This is a genomic window from Mastigocoleus testarum BC008 (genome assembly GCF_001456025.1).
Taxonomy (GTDB): domain Bacteria; phylum Cyanobacteriota; class Cyanobacteriia; order Cyanobacteriales; family Nostocaceae; genus Mastigocoleus; species Mastigocoleus testarum.
In genome coordinates, this window is the sequence record NZ_LMTZ01000145.1 from 1 (window position 1) to 18,022 (window position 18,022).

10 protein-coding genes are annotated in these 18,022 nt (G+C 36.4%); 2 read left to right on the forward strand and 8 right to left on the reverse strand.

The genetic code is table 11. The annotated features are described in order from the left end of the window. The first annotated feature begins 110 nt into the window (after positions 1–110). Positions 111–1,163, forward strand: a complete 1,053-nt coding sequence (locus tag BC008_RS38820; protein WP_058184544.1) for a hypothetical protein — start codon at positions 111–113, stop codon at positions 1,161–1,163. 868 nt (positions 1,164–2,031) lie between these two features. On the opposite strand, the gene BC008_RS38825 is transcribed toward BC008_RS38820, so the two are convergent. The 8 genes from BC008_RS38825 to BC008_RS38860 form a co-directional block, all read right to left on the reverse strand. Further along, positions 2,032–4,926 carry an NHLP bacteriocin export ABC transporter permease/ATPase subunit gene (locus BC008_RS38825; protein WP_027843180.1) on the reverse strand — a complete coding sequence of 965 codons (2,895 nt, stop codon included), beginning with the start codon at positions 4,924–4,926 and terminating at the stop codon, positions 2,032–2,034. Positions 4,927–5,031: 105 nt separating this feature from the next. Beyond that, positions 5,032–7,257 (reverse strand): NHLP family bacteriocin export ABC transporter peptidase/permease/ATPase subunit, encoded by a 2,226-nt coding sequence (locus BC008_RS38830; protein ID WP_027843181.1) that lies wholly within the window; start codon positions 7,255–7,257, stop codon positions 5,032–5,034. 50 nt (positions 7,258–7,307) lie between these two features. Further along, on the reverse strand, positions 7,308–8,762 hold the full coding sequence (locus BC008_RS38835; protein WP_027843182.1) for an NHLP bacteriocin system secretion protein: 1,455 nt from the start codon (positions 8,760–8,762) through the stop codon (positions 7,308–7,310). Positions 8,763–8,792: 30 nt separating this feature from the next. Continuing rightward, positions 8,793–9,899 carry a cyclic nucleotide-binding domain-containing protein gene (locus BC008_RS38840; RefSeq protein ID WP_027843183.1) on the reverse strand — a complete coding sequence of 369 codons (1,107 nt, stop codon included), beginning with the start codon at positions 9,897–9,899 and terminating at the stop codon, positions 8,793–8,795. Positions 9,900–9,950: 51 nt separating this feature from the next. After that, complete coding sequence (locus BC008_RS38845; protein ID WP_027843184.1) at positions 9,951–11,078, reverse strand: DUF7005 family protein; 1,128 nt, start codon at positions 11,076–11,078, stop codon at positions 9,951–9,953. Positions 11,079–11,106: 28 nt separating this feature from the next. Further along, positions 11,107–12,066, reverse strand: coding sequence for a Tll0287-like domain-containing protein (locus BC008_RS38850; protein ID WP_058184547.1), 960 nt, complete (start codon positions 12,064–12,066; stop codon positions 11,107–11,109). Positions 12,067–12,099: 33 nt separating this feature from the next. Next, positions 12,100–12,861, reverse strand: a complete 762-nt coding sequence (locus BC008_RS38855; protein ID WP_027843186.1) for a MinD/ParA family ATP-binding protein — start codon at positions 12,859–12,861, stop codon at positions 12,100–12,102. 146 nt (positions 12,862–13,007) lie between these two features. Further along, positions 13,008–14,780 carry an NB-ARC domain-containing protein gene (locus BC008_RS38860; RefSeq protein WP_058184549.1) on the reverse strand — a complete coding sequence of 591 codons (1,773 nt, stop codon included), beginning with the start codon at positions 14,778–14,780 and terminating at the stop codon, positions 13,008–13,010. A gap of 757 nt (positions 14,781–15,537) precedes the next feature. On the opposite strand from BC008_RS38860, the gene BC008_RS38865 reads away from it, so the two are divergent. Next, positions 15,538–17,898, forward strand: coding sequence for a CHASE2 domain-containing protein (locus BC008_RS38865; RefSeq protein ID WP_027843187.1), 2,361 nt, complete (start codon positions 15,538–15,540; stop codon positions 17,896–17,898). Positions 17,899–18,022 lie beyond the last annotated feature (124 nt).

Here is an 18,022-nt window from a genome sequence, read left to right on the forward strand (position 1 = left end):
AGTGGTTTCTTCGAAATACTACCTTTGATTTTCTATCTCTCCAGATGTACGGAGTTTTTTCAGAAATCAAATACTAGTCCTATATACCTAAATAAATTGTAGAGAAAAGCATGTTTAAAACACAACTATCCAAACATAATAAAGATAATCTTAAGGTAAATCATCAACATTTTGAGACTGCACTGAAAAAGTATCGAATTGGACGTGTTAAACCGATAGAATTGGTTTTAAGTAAATATGGAGACTCTTTTACTCATCCCCTATATACAAAAATCGAAAGTCGTCTGTCACATCCAGAATGGTCACATTTACAACAAACAGCCCATGTTCGCGAAAATGCATTGATGGCTGTTCGTCGTGGAGAATTTGGCATAGCTGAACGATTATTTGCAGAAGCACGTACACCCCTTAAAGCTAATTCACTTTCATGTGAAGGTAAGCTGTTACATGAAACTTTTCTAGAACAAGCACAAGCCTATTTAGACTATCGCCGAGGTAATTTCGAACAGGTTTATATCCGCATGTTTAATGCTTTACGAATAGATCTAGTTTTAGAAGAAGAATATGATTACGAGATTATGGTTATTCATCGTATTCAGTTATTACATAATCTCGTGCGTACCGAAGCCTGTCGTGGAGACTTTAGGCGAGCTATGGAGATCGCTTCGACTTTACTAGGTTATTTATCAGGAACATTAGAAGTTTTACCTTTTTCTGGTTCGTGGGGTAGAGAACGCTTGAAATCTCAATCAGAAAAAGTGCTAGCCGCGACATTTTCCCAAATAACTAGCGAAATTGCTCTGATTTTGGCGGGAAAGGAAACTCAAACTATTAACGATCTGTTGGCGATAACTTTGCATCATCTACAGTTATCAGCTAGCAATAAAAATTGTCTTCACCAGAGATCTTATCAATGGTTTCGATTAAAACAAGCGATCGCAAATAATAATCCTGCATCATTTTTGGAAAAGACTTCTTGCTTTCTGGCTTCAGGGCGTGTCGATACACCTTTTCTTTGGTATGCAACTGTTGTGGATTTGGTTAGTTTATGCAAAAAGTTCGATTTTCCTTGTGCAGAATTAATAATTCGAGAAGTTGCACAGGATGTACCAGAATGGAAACTTTTTCCAAAAAGATTGTTAGCCCTGATTGATTTAAAATAACACCAAATAAAAAGCAGCGAATCAAAAAGTTTTTTCCAAAAAAGTAAATATTCATAACTTCTGAATATTTACTTTAGTCGTTTTATACCAGGAATATTAGATATGGATAATTCAATACAATTTAGTGTTGGCTTAGTTGTAGTTTCTTTAATGTTATTAATACTTTTGTGGTTACCAGATATTATTAGTGGTGATTAAGCTGTAATTTATAACTGACTTAAGTTTCTCTTTCTATACTTCATATCTCCTTAAACCGATTATCTGTTTATCCAGATGTCGGTTTAATATTTTTGGTAGTCCAGTAGAAGTAGTGATGTGAGTTGGTGTAGGCTGTTGTGTATAAGTAGAAATAGCCCAAAAATCACTACTCGTTTACTACTACCATATTTTCTTTCCTCAAATTTTGTTATTTTTCTGAAAAGGTATTAACAGAAATTGCAGTAGTTTCTTAACTCACTTTTACAGACATTTAAAGGTCTTTAGGATAATGTCGCCGCAGGTGATACAAATGGCATGGAGTATAGCACCATCATTCATTGCGGAAATATCCCTAAAAGTTTATAGCAGACTAGAAAGTAAGCTTAATGCAAGGTTTCAGTCTGCTATACAATTATATAATGCTTGCTCAAATGAAGCATTTATCTATATAGAGTTAATGCGTAAGTCAGAATAGAGTTAATGCGTAAGTCAGAGCGAAACATATCAACAAGAAAAAAATAAACCCCAGAAAGCAGAAAAAGCAGCACAAAGATTTATTCAAACAAGCCACAGAGTAAAACAGGAGTTTAGGTTATTTATGGAAGAGAGTAACGAATTACGAATTGCCAATGTACATTGGTTGGCACTACCAATGCTTATAAACTTCTCTCTACTCTATCTGGCGTGCTGCAAGTCGAGCAAATAATCCTCCTTGTTCAAGTAGTTCTTCAAAAGTACCCGATTCCACCAAGCGACCAGCTTCAATCACGTATATTCGATCAGCATTGCGAACGGTACTCAAACGATGAGCAATAACTACCCGGGTAGCATTTAATTTATCTAAACTCTCAGTTACTATTGCTTGTGTACGGTTATCGAGGGCGCTGGTAGCTTCATCCATGAGAATAATTTTTGGCTTTAGTACTATTGAGCGAGCAATCAGTAACCTTTGTCGTTGTCCCCCAGAAAGATTTGTACCACCTTCACTAACAACCGTATGCATTCCCATTGGCATTTGCTCAACATCTTCTGCAAATCCAGCCATACGCGCTGCTTCCCAGGCTTCATCTAAAGTTATTAAAGCTCCACTGGTAATGTTGTCAAATATTGAACCAGAATTGATCCGACCATTTTGCAACACTACCCCTAACTGTCGCCTTATAGCTTGAACATCTAACCCCGACAAGTCCTGACCATCGTAATAAACTGTACCGCTTAAAGGTGTCTCAAATCCTAACAGCAATCTAAATATAGTTGATTTCCCACTACCACTAGGACCAACAAAAGCAACAAATTCTCCCGGTTCTATTCTAATGCTGACGTCATCAAGGGTCATTGGTCCATCTTCACGGTAACGGAAAGTGAGGTGGTCCAAGTAAATTCTCCCTGTTAAGCGACCGGGATCTGCACTTGAAGAATCAGCTTCTACGACTCCTTGTACAATTGGTTTGGCTCGTTCCCATAATGGCACAATATCTAAAATGTCAGTTAATGTGTTACTTAAGTCAGTAACACCACCTATAAAAGTTCCAAAAGCTGAATTAAAAGCTAGAAATGTACCCATATTCAACCCATTTCCACTACCTTGAGCAATTTGGATAAACATAATAGCGAACCAATACAGCAGCATCGAACTGACTAAAGGTAGGGCTTCGTTAAATACTGATACGCTGTCATTAATCCTTGCAATACCTGCCGTGAGTTTGACTCGTTTACTATAACTTTTTGCCCAAGCAGCAAATGCACGCTCCTCTGCTGCTGCTACTCTTAATTTTGATACACCGTTGATTAATTCCACTACTAGTCCGCTGATCTGACCATCTGCGGCTTCTACCTTACGATTTTTACGGATAAGCAAAAAGCTTGATGAAACAGTAACTATTACTGCAATAAGGGTTAAGCCAATACCCACTAAAGCTAGTTGTAGGCTGTAAACAAACATTAGTGCCAAATTTAACAGCGAGAAAACTCCACTTAAAAGGCTACGTTGTGTAGCTCCACTGAGCTTACTGCGAATGTTATTAACTGCTAACAAGCGACTTAGCAGATCGCCAGAAGAGAAACTGCGGAAAAAAGCTGGCTTGAGATTAAGCAATCTATCCCAAACAGCCGGTTGTAAGCTTGCATCGGCTGAATTTTCTACCCGCAGAGACAAAATACCTTGAGCAATCTGAAATGCAGATTTTCCGATGGCTGCTGCAAATAGACCCAAACCAATTTGTAATAACTGGGTTCGATTGCCATCAGGAATCGCATCATTAACCAACATTGCAGTTGCTTGGGGGGTAATCATACCCATTAAAGTTCCTAGCACGCCAAGCGCCACAACCCCTATAATCGACTTTGTATTTCCCCAGGTACCAAACTTAAATAGCTCTAGAGCATTACGAACTATTAGAGGGAGAGGTCTATAGAACATTTGCGCTTCCGGTGACAGGGTTTGCGCGATCGCTCTAGTTACTAATCTACGAGTCTGGGTTTCTGGGTCAAATAAAAAATAATGATTTCCCTTGTGCGGCAGCAATGCTACAGGGTTTTTGTCAGTTTGAGTATAAGCCAGTAATGGTCCTTGTTCTTGTTGCCACCAATTTCCTTGCAGCAAAATGCGACGAGTACGAAATCGTGATGCCCGAGCAATTGCTTCTAAAGGGTCGCTAACTCTACCCATATCTTCCGACTGAGCAGGAGGGTTAACATTTATTCCCATCGCTCGACCCACTGCTCCTGCAGCAATCAATAATGCTGTCCCTTCTTGGAAGAAGCCAGATTTTTGAGGATTTAATACATCTGTTAACTGACCTAAAGCTACTTGTGCTACCTGACGATTAAGTTTTCGTCGTTGTTGAAAACGTTGAAAATCCTCCTCTATTTTTTGATCGATTCTTAGATCTAGGTAGTTCAAAAAATAGCGATGTAACTTCATTAAACTGCTGGACAACTGCTCAAAATCATCCAACTCTGAGGTGCGAAAAATTTTTACCTCCAGCAAATCTTCTGCCTCTATCCACATTGGGTAGGCTAACGGAAAAATCCCGGAACTATCTTTTAATTCCAAGTTATCAATACTCATCCATTTAGCGTTATTATCTGCTAAATACACCCAAAGAACTTGATTGGTCGGAGGAGAAAGCATCTGTTGATTTTGTAATGATAAGTAGCGCGACTTATCAGGTTGTACCAAATTCATAGGCAACTGTAGCAAATTGTCATTGATAGCATCTGCCAAATGTTTAATCCAATCTTCTAAAGAAGTTAATGCTCGTGGGTCAGCCTTTGCTACTTCAGCAAAAAAATCGCTGATTGGTAATGGTAAAAATTCGGTTTCTTCGATAGCTACTGCTAAAATACCCCATTCATTAAATAATTGGGTACCAAATAAAACTTCGCCTTCAGCAACGCTAAATAAGTAATGGCGGTTACCTCTTGCTTCTCCATCAGTAACTTTTGTGGCGAATAGAGCTAATGTACCTGATTTGACTAACCATATTTTTTGGGGGTCATCTAATAGTAAAGGTTGATTGCCTTTAAGTTGTTGAGTTAATTTACAGTAATTTAATTCAACCATGAGTTATTAATTTTAAGCTTAACTTTTAAGTTTTATGAAAGCAAAACATCAATAATGATTCTCAAATTTTCTGGATAGAAGCGAATACTTTTAGTAAGGAGAAAATTAAGCTTCTTCACTGCGGATCAAGCGAGCATATCCTCCACCTTGATGACGTAGTTCTTCGTGGGTGCCTCTTTGTATAACTTTGCCACGTTCTAGAACAATAATTTCATCGCAGTCGCGAATGGTACTTAGACGGTGGGCAACGACAATACAGGAACAACCCCGTCGTCTTAGGTTGCGGTCAATGATTAATTCTGTTTCTGCGTCGAGGGCACTTGTAGCTTCATCTAGTACTAGGATTGCTGGATTTCTCACTAGAGCTCTGGCAATCTCTAATCGTTGACGTTGTCCCCCACTCATATTTGCACCACCTTCTGCTAGTTGAGTGTCATAGCCTCCAGGCATATTTAATATAAGGTCATGAATTACTGCATCTTGACAAGCGCGCATTATGTCTTCTTCTGGTACTGTTGGGTCCCAAAGTGTAAGATTCTCTCGGACTGTTCCCGCAAATACAAAGATATCTTGTTCTACCATTGCCAGTGAATTTGCCAGAATTGAACGAGGAATTTGGTTTCTAGGTGTACCATCTAAGAGAATTTTTCCATCCCAAACTGGATAAAGACCGGTAACGAGTTTGGCAACGGTGGACTTCCCAGAACCACTACCTCCAACAAATGCAACTCGTTGACCCGGTCTAATAGTTAAGTTTAAATTTTCGATTAGTGGTGGTTCCAAACTACTATAACCAAAGTTGACATTTTGTAGTTCTACATAACCTTGTAGCTGAAATGAATCTTTTTGAATAATAAAACCTTGATTATCAATCTCTTTGCTAACAGTACGTTCTGACTCTGGATCGAGAGGATTTTCCAGCACGTCGTCAAGTCTGTTTAGATCTGCTTCTAGTTCTTGAAGTGTGCTACCGAAATTTACTAAATTATTAACTGGTGTGAGAAATTCTTGGGTAAGGGTTTGGTAAGCAACTAACATCCCAATACTCAAACCACCACCCATTACCTTGAAACCACCAACGACTAAAATAGAAGTTGTTGCTAATGATGTTAAAAAGACTGGTAAATTTGAAAGAATTTGGCTAGGTAGGCCTAATTCTTGTTGAGCGTTCAACATTTTCGCGTAATAGCCACCAAACTTAGCAAACAAGTCCGACTCCAAACCACTGGCTTTGATTGTTTCTATTGATTGGATACCACCAATGGCAACACCTGCAACTTTTCCAGTTTCTTGAGCAACCCTCATGTTGGCATCAACACGACTGCGTGATAATGTTTGCAGTGCAAAAAAGTTTAAGGCTGCAAAAAAAATAGCCAATAATGTCAATTGCCAATCATAAACGCTCATAATCAGAGCGTAAAAAATTATCATTAAAGAATCAATAATAGTAGTTGCCAAACTTCCTGAAAGTACCTCAGCAACTTTATCGTTGAGTTCATTTCGACTGCTGATTTCCCCCGTAAAGCGCTGTGCGTAAAATCCAATAGGTAATCGCAAGGTGTGCCAAAGAAAATTACCAGACATTGCAACCGATAGCTTAACCATTAATCGCCGCAAGTAAACAAACCGCATACGTGCGAGCAATCCTTGGGTTAAAGCTGTAAACAACATTGCCCAAAGCATTGGTCGTAACCATTCTTGACGATTTGCTACAAGAATTTCGTCGACAAACACTTGAGAAAAAGCAGGTACAGCTAACCTTGGTATAGTCAATACAACCCCTGCAATTAAACAAAATATAATTGCAGTTTGGGAGGTTTGAAGACGAGAAGCCAAAGCAGCCATAATACTCTTTTTTCGACCACCTTTTTTAAACTGGGAACCTGGTTCCATGAAGAGAACAACACCCGTATAAGCTTGGTCAAATTCATTCCAAGTGATTTTACGACGACCAGTCGCTGGATCGCTAAGATAAACGTAATCTTGAGCAAAACCTTCTACAACCAAAAAGTGGTTAAAGTTCCAAAAAACAATGTAGGGTGGCTTATAATTTTTCAAGTCTTGCAAAGACTTTTTAAATCCTTTAGCCTCTAAGCCATAAAATCTTGCGGCCTTAAGCACCTTTGAGGCTTTACTACCATCCCGTGAAACACCGCACTCGCTCCGTAGTTCGGCTAAGGGAACAATGCGACCGTAATAAGCCAGTATAATTGCTAATGAAGCAGCACCACATTCCACTGCTTCCATTTGGAGGATAGCAGGAGTACGAACGCGATTCGGTTGATTTTTAAAAAAAGATTTAACAGATTCGAAAGCACTACTAATATTCATAAGAATTATATATTCATGCAATATTAAAGTATGTTTTTGTGAGTTTGGTGCTACTGAAGACCAGTTAAAGAACGGAAGATAGGAATTACATAAGAAATAGGAGCAACTTCTCCAATTTGCACCCGTACTTGTGCGGTGGTACCAGGTGATATATTTAATTCAGGTCCTTCAGAAGAAGACCATTGAAAACGACTAGGGTTGCTGGAATCCCTCTCCAGTTCTGCAAAAATTTGTACAGCAGAACCACCACTATTAGAAAGGGTTTGGGCAATATTGTTAGCAATATTTTCATTTCCTATGACTGCTGTCATGTCTTGATTTGTAACGGGAAACGGAGTTACTTCTTTTACTTTGCCAAGTATTCCACCATAACGCTCGCGTTTAACTGTACTGGGAGTAACTTGTACATTCATCCCGCGTTTAACTTGTTTACCATCTTTGTCAGCAAAATACATAACGCTCATCAGTTTAGCGTTGGGATCAACAATTTCGATGGATGCAAGACGTGAACCAGGAGCAATTGCTTGACCCGAAGCAATGGGAACTTCTAAAACTCGACCATCGTATCCGCTAACAATTTTGCTTTTCTTTTTGAGTTCTAAACGCAGTTGTTCTATTTTTTGTCTAGTTTCTTTAACTTGGTTTTTTCTTTGAATACTTTTTTCTAATTGTTGTTGATTTAATTGAGCTTGTTGGACGTCAAGCTGGTCAATTTGAGTATTAATTTGTCGAATAGAGTTGAGATTTTGTAAGTTTTGAGATTCTGCATCAGTTTCTTGACGATCGTTCTCTTTAATTTGAGCTTTTAACTCAGCGATTTTAGTAAGATTTTCGTCCAATTGTTGCTCTGCTTGCAATAATATATCTTCACTAATTGCTTTTTCTTTTCTGAGAGCTTGACGAATCTCGATGCGTCGCTTGAGTTTGGGTGTTAATTTTCTCGCTTGTTTTAAAGTCAATTGGAGACTTGAACGTCTTTGAGCTATAGATTCAAGACTTTTCTCTCGTAGGATAGGTCTGAATTTTTGAGTAGCTTCCAAGTTGTTCATTAAATCTTGTCGCTGTTTCAGTAAGTTATTACGTTGTAAAACAAGTTTTTGTTTATCCAGTTCGGCAGTTTGTTTATTTTGAGTAAGCAGTTCACTCAGCTTAAACTCTTCTTGACGTAGTTGTTGTCTGATTCGTGGTACGTCAATTGTGCCGATAACATCTCCTTTTTTAATTCTATCTCCCGGCTTAATATTCAACGTTAAAATTCGACCTTCATTTATGACTTTAAAAGGTACTACATTCCGGGGTCGAATTAGTACAGCTTGACCATTAACATTCATCGGGATACGACCAACAACACTCCAGATAGAAGCAGAAGTAACTAAAAATCCCATTGTCGTTAGTGGTAGCCAGGCTTTGGGACTAACCACTTGCATCATTTGGTCAAGTTTCTCTGGAGAAGATAAGCGTTCGAGTGATTCCTGACGAAAAAGTTGTTTGCTTTGAGATACCATGACTATTAATTATGTATTTTTATGTTTTAACTAAGATAAAACTTTTAAGCGTTTGAGCATCCAGTCAAATCTTGCACCTCCTGTAAAAAGGTTATCCATTAAGTTCACATCAATTTCATCGTCATATTGCAAGTTTTCTGATAGTCTGTGCCCTACTCCGTAAGAACTTCTACCGTATCCAAGACGATTAATTAAGCTTTGTAACCTAACAGAAATTAGTATTGAAATTAGTCGGTAAAAACGAGCGCCAATCGCCGAATTTTGCTGAAGTTTTACAAATAATAGTTGTTTTTTAATTACTAAAACTTTGGAAGTTTCGAGGGCTGTAAACGTATAATTTGGTAACCGATTGTCAACAAGGGTCGTTTCGCCAATAATCTCGCTAACAGAAGATGTGGCTATTTCATATCCTGGTGACTCTTCTTCAGGAGAGGTTTCTAATAATGAAAAAACATTAGTAAGGGTTCGCGTATTTTCTTCTTTAAAATATACAGACATACTCCCTTGTATTAATATGTATATATTTTCCACTGCTCTACCCGCACGAATTAAAACAGTACCAGGAGATATAGTCTCTAAGTAACTGTGTTCGATAATCCAATCTACATCACTGTCGCTGAGTTCCCCGAAAAGCATCGGACCATCTTGCAGTGCTGGAATTTTGACGTTACGACGACTTGTAAATTTTTTAACCAAGCGTTCAAAGCGCTCTAAAAGTAAAATGGCAATTGCTTGGTAAAAGCGAGAAGCAAAACCAATATCTTGCCGTAGTTTTGCTCGTAAGTCACGACTAGATATGGATAAAACAACAGAATCTTCTATAGCTTTAACCGTAGTTGCTGAGGGGCTAAAATTTAGCAAAGAAGCCTCACCTAAAACCTCGCCAGCAAAAAAACGCCCTATTTCTTCTTCTAACTCGTCGTTACTTTCCAGAGTAGCGAAAACTCCAGCTAAAGTACTGTTAGGATTCCTATTGATAATAGCGCTAAAAGTACCTTCTAAAACTATGTATAAACATTCAGCTTGGTGTCGCTGATGGATGAGTATATCATCAGGACTAAGTCTTTGTTTCCGACTATTAGAGATTATCCAATTAATATCACTATCATTTAATTTTTTCAGTAGAGTTTCTATCATATGCCTTTCTTTTTAAGATATTGTTTTGATAGACTTCGAGCAAAACCCTCATCATAGAAGGGTGTGGGTGATTTGTGAACTTGCTAATTCTTCTAGTGTTAATTTTGATAATGTTAATAGCATAGAAAGTTCGTTGGCTAATGTTCTTGACTGAGCAAAAAACTGTTTATCAAAATTCTCCAAATTTTTTGCTGCACATACGACTAAAGTTTGAAGAATTTTGAACGCACCTTCACTGAGTGGAGGTTCTCCCCGGTAATTTTGTAATCTACCTCCTTCGCGATAATTGGGGAATGATTCTAAACCAATGAAATGGAGAAACCAGTCAGAACGATAGCTACCAATAGCAGCTACAATACCTCGATAATCAGCTATTAATTCATCTAATAAGTTATTACGCATAGATCCAAAAAAGCGGCGAGTAAAGTAATGGGTGCATTCATGCTCTAAGCGAATTTTTAAAGACATTTGCTGCCATTGCATTTTGGTTAATCCTAATTTGTTCGCTGGTACATTGCTGTAGGGACCAGTGCTAAGAATAATAAATTTATCTTGATATAATTCTTTGCGTGGGATCAAACGTTTAAATTCATTCGACCACTCCGATTCAGAGTCATTATTTTGTTGTGCTTTCCATTGTTTTTGATATTGGTAAATACGATTCCAGTTATTGTAGCCACTAACAATACAAGCCCCCATTGAGTCAGGTACCGGTTGCGGTTCATTCTGTTTGGTAATTGCTTGCACTAAAGTTACAAAATCTTGACGGTTTCCAGCAATTATTACGGGAATAAAGCCTGCAAGGGTTTCGTGTATTTTTATTTGTAATTTTTCTGGTTCTTTAAAAACTATATTTACAACGTTTTTACTAATACTCGCAAATCCTCCTTGACGAGTTGCAGCACGATATTCTTCTGTTTTGCTAATACCCGATAGTATGGGAAATTGTAATTGTACAAAAGTATTTTTTAAGACTTCGTGTGACCCTATTTCTTCAGCCTCTATCACATATTTTTCCCAAGCTGCAATATGAGCTTCTGGTACTGGAGGAAAAGTTTGGGGAAGTTTACATTTATGACTTTCAAAAATATTTTCGTTGTAATTCAATAGTTCTGTAACTTCTGAATCACTTGCACCAAATTCAGCTAAAATACGAGCGCGTAATTGTTGCCTATTCATAAATCTATAATGCTGTATATTATTTAATTTATCTACGATTGGAATCATCTTTTCGACGATTTCCTAAACGATATTCTTCTAATCTTTCAAGAGCCATTACTAAGCTAACTTTCATTCTTGTAAAAGCTTCTACAAGAATACCAACTTCATTGTTCGATGCACTTTTGAACTCAGCATCCATATTACCTATACTCACAGCTTCTGCAACTTCAACAACCTCCCTAACAGGGTTAACAACATATCTTTTTAGCCAAAAATTAGCTGCAAAAATAGTAATTGCAAAAATAAGGGCTATGCTTCCTAATACCCATAACAATGCTTGAATAGCCTTTCGCATAACAATATTAGCTGGAATATAAACTATTTGAGTTCCTAAAACTTCATTTAATTTCCAGCCAAAACCATTATTAGCCCCATATAAGCGAATCATTTCTTCTGGAGCTTCAGCAGGAATACTATGGCATTTAAGACAGCTAGAGTCTTTAATAATTATAGGAGAAGCAGTATAAAAAAATTTTTCTCCAGATTTAAGAAAAGTAAAATCTTCAATCTGTGGAATATCTGGTTTGAGAGTAAAATGCTTAATTATTTTCCTTTCAAATTCATTTGCCTTATCCTCAGGATTAGTGGGATTGAGCATTGCTTCTTTATATTTATATTCTGCATAGGATGAATGGTTTTGATGTAGAATTTTAAAAATACTTTTTGCGTTATAAGAAGGAATTACTTGAGGTACAAATTCATTAGCTTTTATACGTTCTTGAAGTTGAGAAGCAAGTTCATTGTTTGTATAATCACGAGCAGAACTCAAAATATCCATAACTACATTTGCAGTCGAAGCAACTTCATGTTGTGCTTTTGAATTTAAAACACGAGCTAAAGTTATACCACTCAAACTAATTCCAACAACAAAAATTAGCAACATCAATAAAGTGAAACTTTTAGATAAAGTGGTTTTTTTACCAGTTACTATTCGTGTATAAGGCATAAATTAATTAAACTTAGCTGTGAATGAATTTTTTTATGAAATAATATGTTTAACTATTCCATCTATGGCTTGAGAAATTGGATGATTTGGATAGGTTAGGCAAAATATACTGCTACTACCAAGTCGCAAGATATCTTTTGATTCAGGAATTATCCCTGCGACTGGAGCTTCATAAGTTGATTCAACTTTCTTTTTCAAATCGTTAAAGTCGTAATCAGTTAAGACTTTATTAATCGTAAGTAATAGTAGTGGTGTTTTTAGCCTGCGAGCAACATCAACTGTGACTGCAGTACCTTGAAAATCTTGTTGATCTGGTCGAAGTATTAACATAACAATATCTGAAGTTGTAAGTGAAATCAGGGTTTCTTGGGTCAGACCAGGATGGGTGTCTACAAATAAATAGTCAAGCTTGATGTCTTTAATTAAGTCTTTAAAACCTTCTAGCAGCAGTTCAACATCAAACCTTTCGCGTAATACACGGGAAATATCGTTCAATTTTGTGCTACAAGGAACCAAATAAATACTGCCGTGATTGTTTACTTTCTCTTGAAGAACAGATGTAACATCGTAAACTGCATCGCGGATAGGACATTGACCCCAGAGATAGTTATTCAGGGTGTGTTTTATAGTGTTGTCATTTAAACCGAAGAGAATATGAATCCCAGGTGACTGAATATCCGTATCTATGACACCAACTCGATATCCTTTACGAGCAACTATTGCAGCTATATTTGCTGTTAAATTCGACTTACCTGTACCACCTCTGTATGAATGAATAGAAATTATTCTAGGCATAATTTAAACAACCTCTTCAATATTTGTAGTTAATTTTGTGTCCCTAGGATTTAAATAATTTTGAAAGTTATTGTCTATTTATCAGCAATCCTGAGTGAATTATTTGAGTTTGAACCAGCTTAAAGTCAAGTAGACCTACTGTACTACTAACTAGCTTCTTTGTCATTGAGAAATTTGTAATTATAAAGTGAACTTCCAATTAAATTATTTGGTATGTGACAAATTAAATTGAAAATATTTTCATATAAATATCCACATTTATCCTCATAATATTTCTCAATTTCTAAGTGAAGATTTTTTAGATTTTTTCCTAAATCACTTTGGTTTTTAAATATAGTAATTAGTTTTTCTATTACTGTTTTAGTTATAAGATTAATATGAGCTTTTTTGGTTGAACAATGAATTTCAATTTTCAACAAAACGTGGGTTTTGAGTAAATCTAATTCCCCTGTTACAACTTCTTCACAAACTCTATCAATTAACGAGTTTATAACATATTCCATAACGATCTGTTTTAATGTAAATTTATTACCCCTATTTTCAACTAAGGAAGATTGAACCAAATATTTCAGTGTCTCCATTACCTTTTGTCGCGGAACTGAGGGATAGATTTCTAATAATAATTGAGCTATGGATACTGGTTCGCGATGAATTGCTAACCAGTATAAAATAGATTTTGCCAAGCTAGATATTCTATAAAAATGCTGTCCTAAAAGGTTACAAATTTCATCAAGTAACAAGGTTTTATATTGAATAAATTCTTTTATATCTCCTTGGAATAATTCTTTAATTGCAACTGCTGCTATTTTGAGCGCTAAAGGATTTCCTGAATACTGCTCTACCAGGTATTCATATCCATCTTCGCCAGAAGAATAGCAACCTTTAAATTGCAATAGCTTTTGTCCTGCTGAAGTACTCAAACCACTTAAATGTATACATTGAACTGATGAATTTTCCCCTTCCATCAGAGCAAGTTCTTTTGGTTTTTCACGACCAGTGATGATCAAGTGACTAGTGTGATGACATTCTCCTAAAAGTTTGAAGAAGTTACCATAATCTTCAAAACCTGGCTTGTAGCAACCTGTATTTTCTCCATTACACAGAATAGTTTCTATATTATCCAATATCAACAAACAACGATGTTTACGTAAAAATTCAAGTAGAAGAGATATTTTCCCATCTACACTTTCAGGTAATTCTACTCTCTCTTTTTTACGAATAGATTGCAGTAAACTGTTTAAAATATCTTCTAAAGAGGGTTCATTTTGTAACGAACGCCAAATGAGAAAATCAAATTGATTCTGCATCCTTTTTGCTAATTTTACGGATAAATGGGTCTTACCAATTCCACCCATTCCCACAATACCGATGATTCGAGAATTATAGGTATTTATCCATTCTTCAAGAGTATTTTGCTCCTTATTACGCCCATAAAATACAGAAACATCAGGAGCTTCTCCCCAATCATGGCAATAATTATTTACCAAGTTTTTATGAACATCTAAAGTTAATGTATCTTGATTGAGTGAACTAGCAAAATTTGTTTGTTTTGAAGTCTCTTGCTGTTCTCTTATATTTGTGTTCGCTGGGTCAGGAGATGAAGAAGAAAAGCGATTTACAATACCTAACTGTCTCTCAATCGCACTTTTAAAAGTGTTCTTTTTAACTTTTTCCCCAAAGACACTAGAAAGAAGTTGCCATAATTTCGGTCCAACATCTTGCTTCAAGTAATTTGGTGAATAGCCATGTGTTTTGGCTATCTGTTCGTAACCTTGACGAGAACCAGAGCAAGTAGATTCAATTATAAGTCTCTGTAAGTCATTCAAATGTACTCCTAGCTTGGTAAAAACTAAGGTATCAGTAAATTGAAGCACTTCTTTTGGATTCATAGAAGAACTTTCTGCCTCTAATATTCTCATATATCGCACCTATGCCTATAGGGTAATTTTGTAGATGAGTTAAACTGACTAACAGAACTTAGACATTTTTTAATTCAAAAAATAGCTTCAAAGCTTTATAAGTCAATACTTTTACATAGAATTGGTTGTTTTATTTATAAATACATCTAGGTTATGGCTAACGCCACACAACGCTAAGAGCGATTTTTAGCACTTTGAAGTTAACCCCTTGTCATGATTGGCTTTAAGGCTGTTTCCCACTCCTTTTTTGTCCGAGTCCCGTTAGCCAGTATTGAGAAAATAAGGTTATAAGTCTAAAAGCTAAAAAGCTTTTCTTGCTTTCTATAAATTAATTATGATTGACTATCCAACTTAATAGTTCAGGGTGAATTCAGTAATATTGACTTAAGTTCAGCCTGATATTACTGAATTTAAATTCAGGTAATTCAAATAAATTCAGGTAAAAATACCGTCTTTTTTACTGCTACAATGCTAACTTTACTAAGTTTTCGACTTATATTTGATCGCAGCAAATCTAAAGGTTTTTGAAATTTTATATCCCCTCAGATATATATTTTTATAGTAAAAGTGATTATATTAATCAATAATTGACTCATTGTTGACAAGTAAACATTTATCTTGAAAAAGTAATTTATTCAATTTTTTTATTTTGCTAATCTGATGATCGGCGAAATAATTAAGATAAATATAGCTAATGTAGTAAGCTCGAACTTCAAAATCCCACCCTCATAGAGGGATATGGTATAAAACATTAATTATGAAAACTTCACTCAATGCCCCCTATCAATATCAAGTCGGAGGAAGTTTACCTCCTGATGCTCATACCTACGTCGTACGCCAAGCAGATAATGAACTCTACAATGCTTTGTTAGCAAGGGAATATTGTTATGTTCTTAATTCCCGACAGATGGGCAAGTCTAGCTTACGGATACAGACTATGCATAAGTTACAATCTCAAGGTATTACTTGTACAGAGATTGAATTGACCGGAATTGGTTTTCGGAAAATTACGCCACAACAATGGTATGGCGGTATCATTCAGGAATTAATCAGTGGTTTTAACTTAAAGGTAAATCGCCGTAGTTGGTTGCGCGAACAAGAAGACTTATCACCTATCCAGCAGTTGGGGAAATTTATTGAAACAGTATTGTTGGTGCAGATTAGTCAAGATATTGTTGTATTCATTGATGAAACTGATAGTGTTCTGAGCTTAAGTTTTCCTACTGATGATTTTTTTGCCTTAATTCGTAATTGCTACGATAAGCGAGCAACTAAACCAGAATATAGAAGACTTACTTTTGCATTGTTAGGTGTTGTCGCACCTAACAATCTGATTCAAGATAAATATTCTACTCCCTTTAATATCGGTCGAGGAATTGAACTCAAGGGTTTTCAATTAAATGAAAGCAGTGTTTTAGCTCAAGGATTGACACACAAAGTTGAAAATCCCCAAGTTATCTTAAAAGAAATTTTGTATTGGACACAAGGACAACCATTTTTGACTCAGAAACTTTGTTCCTTAGTTCAAAACAGTCAAACTGTTATCCCTGCTGGTGCTGAGAAAGAATGGATCAAGCAGTTAGTACAACAAAGAATAGTTACAGATTGGGAATTTCAAGATGAACCAGAACATCTTAGAACAATTCGCGATCGGCTTTGTCACAACAGAGGCGATACCCGTAAAGTTGATGGGATTTTAACACATAGGAATAATTGTTCCAGTGAAAAATTGCTGCAACTATATAGAAAAATACTTACAGAGAAGAAAATCACTGACAAAAAATCTCAAGAGTATGTGAAATTGTGTCTATCTGGTTTAGTTAGTCAAGAGAGGGGAAGCTTAGTCGTTAAAAACCAGATCTATGCAACTATCTTTAATCTTGATTGGGTTAGGGAAAACCTCAAAGCTTCAGAAAAATCCCGACCTACTTCAGTATCACCTTGGACTGCAGTTGCTGCAAGTATGGTAACTGCTAGCTTAGTGGTAGGTATGCGATTTCTGGGTTTATTGCAAGCATGGGAATTAAATGCTTTCGATCATCTAATGCAACTTAGACCCATCGAAGAATCGGATCAAAGGCTTTTATTAGTTACTATCACAGAAGAGGATGTTAAATCCCAACTTAAAGATGACGATAGAGAAGGCTCATTATCTAACCGTTCTTTAGAGCAACTATTGACAAAATTAGAAAACTATGGAGCGAAAGTTATTGGCTTAGATATTTTCCGCGATCGTCCTGTAAAAGGGAACTACCAGGAATTAATTAAAAGAATGCGAAATAGTAATAAATTATTTTCTATTTGCAAATACGGAAGTCCTGGTGTTCCCCCTCCTCCAGAAGTCCCTGGAGAACGTCAAGGATTTAACAACATTTTATTGGATTCCGATGATGTAATTCGTCGCCATTTATTAGCTGTAAATGAAGCATCACCTTGTCAAAGTAAATACGCTTTTAGTTGGCAATTAGCAATGAAGTACTTGAATGATAAGGGGATACAACTTGAATTTACTCCAGATAATTATTTGAAGTTAGGTAATACTGTCTTCAAAGTTTTGGAAACAAATACGGGAGGTTACCACAAGATTGATAACCAGGGTCACCAAGTATTACTTAATTACCGAGCGAATTCAAGAATTGCTGAGAAACTTAACCTACAACAAGTCCTCAATAATCAGTTTGATACCAATTTAGTAAAAAATCGTATAGTCCTTATTGGTACAGTCGCTCAGAGTTTCAATGACCATAATTGGCGCACACCCTATAGTGGTGGGTGGTCGGTCAAAACAATGAGTGGTGTAGAAAATCAGGCGCATATGGTGAGTCATATTCTCAGTGCAGTACTGGATAATCGACCTTTGATTTGGTCTTTATCAGAAGCAGGTGAAATCATCTGGATTTACTCCTGGTCATTTATAGGAGGTTTACTGGTTTGGAGTTTGCGAACGCCACTGAAAATTAGATTTGCTGGGTGTGTGGCTCTAGGGATTTTATATGGTAGCTGTTGGGTGTTGTTGGTAGTAAATGCTGCTTGGTTACCTTTAGTTCCCTCAGCTTTAGTGTTGGTGGGTAGCGTTGCCAGTGTAATGATTTGTAATAACTATTTTAAAAGTTTTTGATGATATTATTACCAGTCTGCTTTGTGACTGCATTAGATAATTGAATATATATAATTGAAATTCATATTGATTAAAAAAACAATTACTAAATCATAATTTTGAATACATTTAGAAAATCAAATAT